The following is a 7,249-nucleotide window of genomic DNA, read 5'->3' as shown; positions in this document are numbered from 1 at the left end:
CGGGTCTCCTCGCCATATCCAATCGACCAAGAGAAGAAAAATTTTCATGATTAGTCAATCCTCTTCTTTTCAAGGAGAGGTAATTATTAATTATTAATTGTTGAAAACTACCTTTCTGAGATTGAGCGTAAAGCCGAAAAATGAATTGACTTATTTAACAAATAATCTTAAAGTAAGTGAGAAAAAATTTGAGATGAAAAACAAAGCTACAGTTGCTTATATTGGAACAGGTCATATGGGACGACCTATGATTTTTAAACTCTTAGAATTAGGGTATCCTGTGCAAGTTTATGATAAATATCCAGAAGCAGCTAAAACAGTAATTGAAGCTGGAGCAGTTTGGTGTAATAGTCCCCAAGAAGTGGCTCAGAATGCTGATATTGTGATCACTAATCTACCTTTACCCCATCATGTTACAGAAAATATATTAGGGGAAAATGGGGCTTTGAATGGAATGAAAACTGGATCGACTTGGATTGATTTTTCAACCACAGATTATCATAATACCAAGTATATTGCTGGGGAAGCTAAGAAAAAAGGTGTTTATAGTCTAGAAGCTCCTGTGAGTAATTTATCCCACATGGGGGTAGATTTTGGTAATATGAGTTTTTATGTTAGTGGAGATCGAGAGGGGTTTGACATTAGTAAGGAAGTTTTGAATGGTGTAGGCAAAATATCCTTCTTCGTTATGAATCAAATTGGCGAAGCACAAGCTGTTAAGCTCTTGACTAATTTACTGTGTTATACTGCTATAGTTGTTTTGGGGGAAGTGCTGATCATTGCTAAAACCTGTGGTATTCCCTTAGATTGGATGTGGCAGTTTATGAAAGCATCCCAAGCTAATAGTTTTGCAGCAGAACAAATATCTCCATTTATCTTTGATGGCAGTTACGACAATTCCTGTAGTTTAGAAATTGCAGCTAAGGATAGTGATTTAACTGTGAAATTAGCTGAAGAATTCAATGTTCCTTTACCTTTGGGAAAAATTATTGAGGCTAGATATCGGCAAGCTGGAAAGACATATAAATTTTCTGAAAATTATATCATTGTAACTAAATTAGTTGAAGATGAGAATAACATTGATTTGAGAATACCAGGATTTACAGCACCTTCCCCCTATGGTTTAAATCGGAACTATGTTTATTCTAATGAGTTTGTTAAAGATGATTTTGGTCGGATAAAACCTCATCCCTATCAATTCAACTATGATAGACCTCAGCAGAAATTACAAGAACCCTTAGAAGAAATTGCTCAAACTCTAACAGAGTTAATGGCATATATCAATTACCTTATTTTACAGGAGTCTTATAAATTAGGTCAAAAGATAGGATTAAGTCAAGACTTATTAGTTAAAGTTATTCGCTGGGGTTGTGGAAGTAGTTGGGTGTCTGACAATGAAAATTCCTATCAACCTAATGATAGAATAGTTGCCAAATTTAAAGACTATAACTTCGATCAAAAAGTCAATATTCCCACAATTAATAAGATAATTGCTGTGTTAGAAGAATGAGATAAGCAAAACAAAATTAAGAGATTTTAAACTAAAGTAAACTAAGCAGGATATTAAAAAATGAAAAAAATATTAGCTTTGTGGGCAGTACCACGCTCAACTTCCACTGCATTTGAGCGTATGATGCGGGAAAGAGGAGATTTTTTCGTAGATGACGAACCTTTTGGAAAATCTTTTTACTACTCTGAAGAACGTTGTAATACTACTCGTTATCCAGATATAGAACCAGATCCCCAATACAATTTTAGTTGTATTTTGGAAAGATTAAAGCAAGAAAATGAAAAGCAGCCAGTTTTTATTAAAGATATGAGTTACCAGGTTGCACCTGTAGCTAATCAAGAGTTTTTGTCTAATTTTAATAATAGTTTTCTGATTAGACATCCAGAAAAAATGTTGCCATCTCTCTTTAAAAATTGGTCTGATTTTACCTTAGAAGAAACTGGATATGCTCAACTTGATAAGCTGTTTGAAATGGCTAAAGAAATTACTGGAAAAATACCAGTAGTAATTGATTCAGATGATTTAGTTAAAAAACCTCAAGCAACTGTTAAAGCCTATTGTAATGCTATAGGTATACCATTTATTGAAGAAGCTCTAGAATGGAAATCTAAACCTCAACCAGAAATCAATCAATGGGAAGGGGGGTGGCATAATTATGTGTTATCTAGTCAAGGATTTAAAGAAAGGGAAAAGAAAGATTATGCCAAAATAGAAGATAGCGAACATCTAAAGCAAGCCTATGAATTTTGTTTACCTTACTACCAAAAACTCTACGAAAATCGCTTGCAGATTGAATAACAATTTTAAGCATTTCCTGCGAAATGCTGGAAAGATACAACTATATTTTATTTGTCTATCTCCTGACTTCCCCTCCTGGGAGGGGTTAGGGGTGGGTTAACTGCTTTGACAAAAAACCGCACCTTTGTAAAAACACTAAATGGCTTCTATAATTCTTGAAAAATGTGAATCAAGCAAAATTTCTAAAAAATCGCGTAGCAATAGTAACAGGTGGTACATCTGGCATAGGAAAATCTATTGCTATTGCTTTAGCTGAAAGTGGAGCAAATGTAGCAGTCGGTTCTCGTTCTGCTAGCACAAGTTCATGTCAGAGTGAAATTGAGTCACAAGGTGTTAAAGCTCTAGTAATGAATCTGGATGTATCCTCAACTGACTCAGTCCAGGCTTTTTATGATACTACAATAAAAGCATTTGACAAAGTTGATATTCTTGTCAATGCGGCAGGAATTGCTTATGAGCATGAAATGTGCAATCATCCTGACGAAGAGTGGTATAAGGTTATAGATATTAACCTCAACGGTATCTATCGCACTACTAAGCTATGTTTTCCAGGAATGATAAAACGGAAATGGGGTCGTATTATTAATATTGCCTCGACTTCTGCTTCAGTAGGTGCTCCGCTTCACGCTGCCTACTGTACTTCTAAAGCAGCAATTCTTGGACTGACTCGCTGTGTCGCTTTGGAAGGCGCACCTTATGGAGTATCTTGTAACTCAATTAGTCCAGGGTGGGTAGAAACTAAATTAGCTGAAGGGATGATAGGACGACTTGCTAAAATTGAAGGTCGAACTGCTGCTGAATACTTAGAGGAAATCAAGCATAGCTATCCTCAGAAGAGAATTATACAACCACAAGAAGTTGGCAAACTAGCAGCTTTCCTTTGTCGTGATGAGGCATTGGGTATTACAATGGAGGATATAACAATATCAGCAGGTTCCCTGTGGTGAAAAAAATTTGGATTGATAGCAACGTTGAAGTATTTGTCAGTTGGAAAACAGGTGATGGAAATTGGTTTTTCCCTTGTGGCGATCGCTCTAATTGCTACATGAATAATGGTAAACTTCTAGTGCAAAAAGGCAGAAGGCACGAGGCAGAAGGCAGAAGGGAAGAAAGGTTATTGTACAAGCTTTTGAACCTTTTTTAACTGGTTAGTTATTTCCGCCATCCTGCACTAGTGATATCAAATCTGGCATTATGGATAACACTGCGGGCGACTTCCACTGTACTTGACTGTATGATCCAGGAATGATATCAAATCCGGTAGCATCGGTGTAATTAGATGGGGAGTAGGGGAGTAGGGGAGATAGGCAGTAGGGGAGATCGAGAAATATTTGGTAATAGTTGAAGATGGAACATTTTTTTATACCGAATTAAACGGATTTGATATGAAGAGTTCTATATATTTTTTTTAATAACCTCAGGACTTACCCAAAGACATTATATATAGCACCTACTAATTTAGCGATCGCCTCAAGATTTCAGGAATCAGGCAAAAATGCGGCATAGTGCATAACAAATTTGGCGATTTCTGAGGCTTTCGCTCCGCTTTTCATGTCGCGAAGCGAAACCGAAATGTTAGTCGATTTTTAATCAGATAGCCTCAATTTACTAACTAAATCCCCAATCTTGAAAAAGTTAAATAACTGTCATTTTTAGAGCTGATTTGTAAACTTAGCTAAAACCTTTATGTAATCTAACTCTCAGGAATTTAGGTGTTATTGGGCTATAACTCCTAAAACCCTTGTATTGCAAAGAATTAAATCTCTTAATATTTGCTTTATAAATCAGCTCTTATGGTTGGATATTTCAGTTCCTAAGTGAGATATTTTCATAATAACCCATTCTTAATTTGATAAATAGTTTTTCCTAAATTATATGCTAAATTCTTCAGATGATTCACTCGGCAGTATTGCACAAGCAATGTGATTTTTTTGAATTTGTGTAGAACTGCCTTGACAACATTCAAGTCTAGTTAGTTGCTTGAACTCCCTGTGAAACTCCTCAATTTTACACCTAGTTTGATACTCAAATTATACAGCCTCTTTCAGAGGAGCTACGCTATCATCTATAGCAGATTTATTTAAATCATTAGTCACAATAAATTCTGTTCTGTTATTAACAGTACCCCGAAATAATTTGACTATCTTGAGTCAGAATTACGCACTCGCTTTTTTATCCCTAGGAAAACCCTTGATTTTTATAATTTTTCCCGATAATAATTCCCCTTGAATCCAACTTAATGTTCCCAGATTTTGATATTTTTTTTACACCACCAGTATCATCGACTAAACGATTACTCTTGAGAGGACAATAATAAATCTGATCTAGATTATCAATTACAGCCATCAGTATTTGAGTAGCAGATAAACTATCCATTAACACTATTTTAAATAGTATTTTCTTTTTCTTTACCAACTAAACTTAAGATGTACGCTATATGTAGCGTACATCTTAAGTCCTGAACCTTTTAAGTTGAAAACATAAAGAAGGTTTAATCTTTGATAAACTTTCTGATAAATTACTCAAGTTTAGAAAAGTCTGTGAAATACTTCTTCTTATCAGAGGGATGGGCCGTAGGTAGAGTTTGGACTGTCGGCGGTCTCTGGAGTGAAACAGCTTGGAGACGAGCACCAGATATTGAAAAAATGAATCTTTGTATTTTGGATAAAAATGAAAAAATGTGGCTGCATCGAGTCGAAGATCCAGTATTGATGGTAGAGATTTATCCCACTGCTGAAGCTCAAAAGTCTGTTTCTAGTCAGAATATTGGCAACGTGGTGTTGACTCGCTTGATTAATTCTGAAAAAGTCTTGGAATATCTTTGTACTACCTCAGCCATCTGTCAAATTAGCTAAAGTCATTAGGCTTAAGTTGAAAGTCAAAAGTTGATCTAACTGAATATTCATCATCAACTTTTTCCTTTTGTAATGTTTGCTTGCTATTAACTTAAAAACTCTATACAATTCTTGAAATAGTTTTAATTTTTATGCTCCTATTTGAATAAAATTGGCCATCTTGTCAGTGACTATATTGACTATTGGACTAAAACTAAGACAATTTTAGACAAGAGCATAACAAACAAAAGAAAAAAGCTTTCAGAATAGACATCACTTAATTAGGAGGAGTGTAGTCAATGGGACTACCTTGGTATCGAGTACACACAGTTGTTCTGAACGATCCAGGACGACTAATTTCCGTGCATCTAATGCACACTGCTCTAGTAGCAGGTTGGGCTGGCTCAATGGCCCTTTATGAACTAGCAATCTTCGACCCTAGCGATCCAGTCCTGAACCCAATGTGGCGTCAGGGAATGTTCGTTATGCCATTTATGGCACGTCTAGGTGTTACCCAATCTTGGGGTGGCTGGAGTGTTACTGGAGAAGCCGCTACTAACCCTGGTTTCTGGTCTTTTGAAGGTGTAGCAGCAGCTCATATTATTCTTTCTGGTTTGCTGTTCCTAGCTGCTGTATGGCACTGGGTTTTTTGGGACTTAGAGCTGTTCTTTGACCAACGTACCGGAGAACCTGCTCTAGACCTACCAAAAATGTTTGGTATTCACTTATTCTTATCAGGTCTACTCTGTTTTGGCTTTGGAGCCTTCCATTTGACAGGAGTATTTGGTCCAGGAATGTGGGTATCAGACCCCTATGGATTAACGGGTTCTATTCAGCCAGTAGCCCCAGCCTGGGGACCGGAAGGGTTTAACCCATTCAATGCTGGTGGCATTGTCGCCCACCACATTGCTGCTGGAATTGTGGGAATTATTGCTGGTTTGTTCCACCTATCTGTAAGACCACCAGAACGTCTCTACAGAGCATTGCGGATGGGTAACATTGAAACAGTCCTCTCTAGCAGTATTGCAGCAGTTTTCTTTGCAGCCTTTGTTGTGGCTGGAACAATGTGGTACGGCTGTGCGGCTACCCCTATTGAATTATTTGGCCCTACTCGTTATCAATGGGACAGCGGTTACTTCCAGCAAGAAATTGATCGTCGCGTTCAATCTGAAATAGCAGCAGGTAAAACTGCTTCAGAAGCTTGGTCAACTATTCCTGAAAAATTGGCTTTCTATGACTATGTTGGTAATAGCCCTGCAAAAGGTGGTCTTTTCCGTGTTGGCCCAATGAATAATGGTGATGGTCTTGCTCAAGGTTGGCTTGGTCATCCAGTATTTAAGGATAAAGATGGCGAGGAATTATTTGTGCGTCGTCTACCAAACTTCTTTGAAACTTTCCCAGTTATCTTGACCAATGCTGATGGTGTAGTCAAGGCTGATATTCCTTTCCGTCGTTCAGAATCAAAATATAGTTTTGAGGAGAAGGGCGTAACAGTTAGCTTCTTAGGCGGTGAACTTAATGGTCAAACGTTTACTAAAGCTACAGATGTTAAGAAGTATGCTCGTAAAGCTCAGATAGGTGAACCTTTTGAGTTTGACCAAGAAACTTTAGGCTCTGACGGTGTGTTCCGGACTAGCACTCGTGGATGGTTTACTTATGGCCATGCTTGTTTTGCTTTGCTATTCTTCTTCGGTCATATTTGGCACGGATGTCGGACATTGTTCCGCGACGTATTCGCAGGTATTGACCCAGACCTAGAGGAACAAGTAGAGTTTGGTCTATTCCAGAAATTGGGTGACCTAAGTACTCGTAGGAAGGAAACCTAAAGCGAATGTGGTTTAACAAATAATAAAGGTAAACCACTAAGACAACTAGGTATCTCTCATCTTCAAATTTTCGATAAAAGTCCAACGACTACTTTGATAAAAGTTACAAAGTATTTTCGTTGGACTTTTATTTACGTTAAGCTGGTAAACTAATATAGAACTGGATCTTCAGGAAATTCCCTTATGGAAAGTGCAGCTTATATATTAGTTTACCAGCTTAACGTAAATAAAAGTCCAACGACTACTTTGATAAAAGTTACAAAGTATTTTCGTTGGACTTT

At 37.2% G+C, this 7,249-nt stretch carries 7 protein-coding genes; 6 read left to right on the top strand and 1 reads right to left on the bottom strand.

Annotated elements, in window-relative coordinates; genetic code table 11:
* Window positions 1-145 precede the first annotated feature (145 nt).
* The 4 genes from D5R40_RS28670 to D5R40_RS28655 all read left to right on the top strand — a co-directional run bounded on the left by D5R40_RS28670 (window position 146) and on the right by D5R40_RS28655 (window position 3,452).
* Window positions 146-1,510, top strand: coding sequence for an NAD(P)-dependent oxidoreductase (locus D5R40_RS28670; RefSeq protein ID WP_124147427.1), 1,365 nt, complete (start codon window positions 146-148; stop codon window positions 1,508-1,510).
* A 60-nt stretch (window positions 1,511-1,570) separates the two neighbouring features.
* The gene (locus tag D5R40_RS28665; protein ID WP_124147426.1) at window positions 1,571-2,308 is read left to right on the top strand and encodes a sulfotransferase-like domain-containing protein; all 738 of its coding nucleotides are present in this window, start codon (window positions 1,571-1,573) and stop codon (window positions 2,306-2,308) included.
* 164 nt (window positions 2,309-2,472) lie between these two features.
* The gene (locus tag D5R40_RS28660; protein ID WP_124147425.1) at window positions 2,473-3,255 is read left to right on the top strand and encodes an SDR family NAD(P)-dependent oxidoreductase; all 783 of its coding nucleotides are present in this window, start codon (window positions 2,473-2,475) and stop codon (window positions 3,253-3,255) included.
* On the top strand, window positions 3,252-3,452 hold the full coding sequence (locus D5R40_RS28655) for a hypothetical protein (RefSeq protein WP_205127719.1): 201 nt from the start codon (window positions 3,252-3,254) through the stop codon (window positions 3,450-3,452). Before D5R40_RS28660 ends, D5R40_RS28655 begins: the two co-directional genes overlap by 4 nt.
* A 1,034-nt stretch (window positions 3,453-4,486) precedes the next feature.
* On the opposite strand, the gene D5R40_RS28650 is transcribed toward D5R40_RS28655, so the two are convergent.
* Window positions 4,487-4,684: a hypothetical protein gene (locus tag D5R40_RS28650; RefSeq protein WP_124155570.1), complete on the bottom strand. Its 198-nt coding sequence runs from the start codon at window positions 4,682-4,684 to the stop codon at window positions 4,487-4,489.
* Between the two features lie 164 nt (window positions 4,685-4,848).
* Between D5R40_RS28650 and D5R40_RS28645 the strand changes: the two genes are divergently transcribed.
* Window positions 4,849-5,163 (top strand): hypothetical protein, encoded by a 315-nt coding sequence (locus D5R40_RS28645; RefSeq protein ID WP_124147428.1) that lies wholly within the window; start codon window positions 4,849-4,851, stop codon window positions 5,161-5,163.
* Window positions 5,164-5,441: 278 nt separating this feature from the next.
* Window positions 5,442-6,968: a photosystem II chlorophyll-binding protein CP47 gene (gene psbB / locus D5R40_RS28640; RefSeq protein WP_124147422.1), complete on the top strand. Its 1,527-nt coding sequence runs from the start codon at window positions 5,442-5,444 to the stop codon at window positions 6,966-6,968.
* Window positions 6,969-7,249 lie beyond the last annotated feature (281 nt).

This window comes from Okeania hirsuta, from assembly GCF_003838195.1.
Taxonomy (GTDB): Bacteria; Cyanobacteriota; Cyanobacteriia; order Cyanobacteriales; family Microcoleaceae; genus Okeania; species Okeania hirsuta.
The sequence above is the reverse complement of the archived record's forward strand: the minus strand, read 5'-3'. Positions and strand labels throughout refer to the sequence as shown.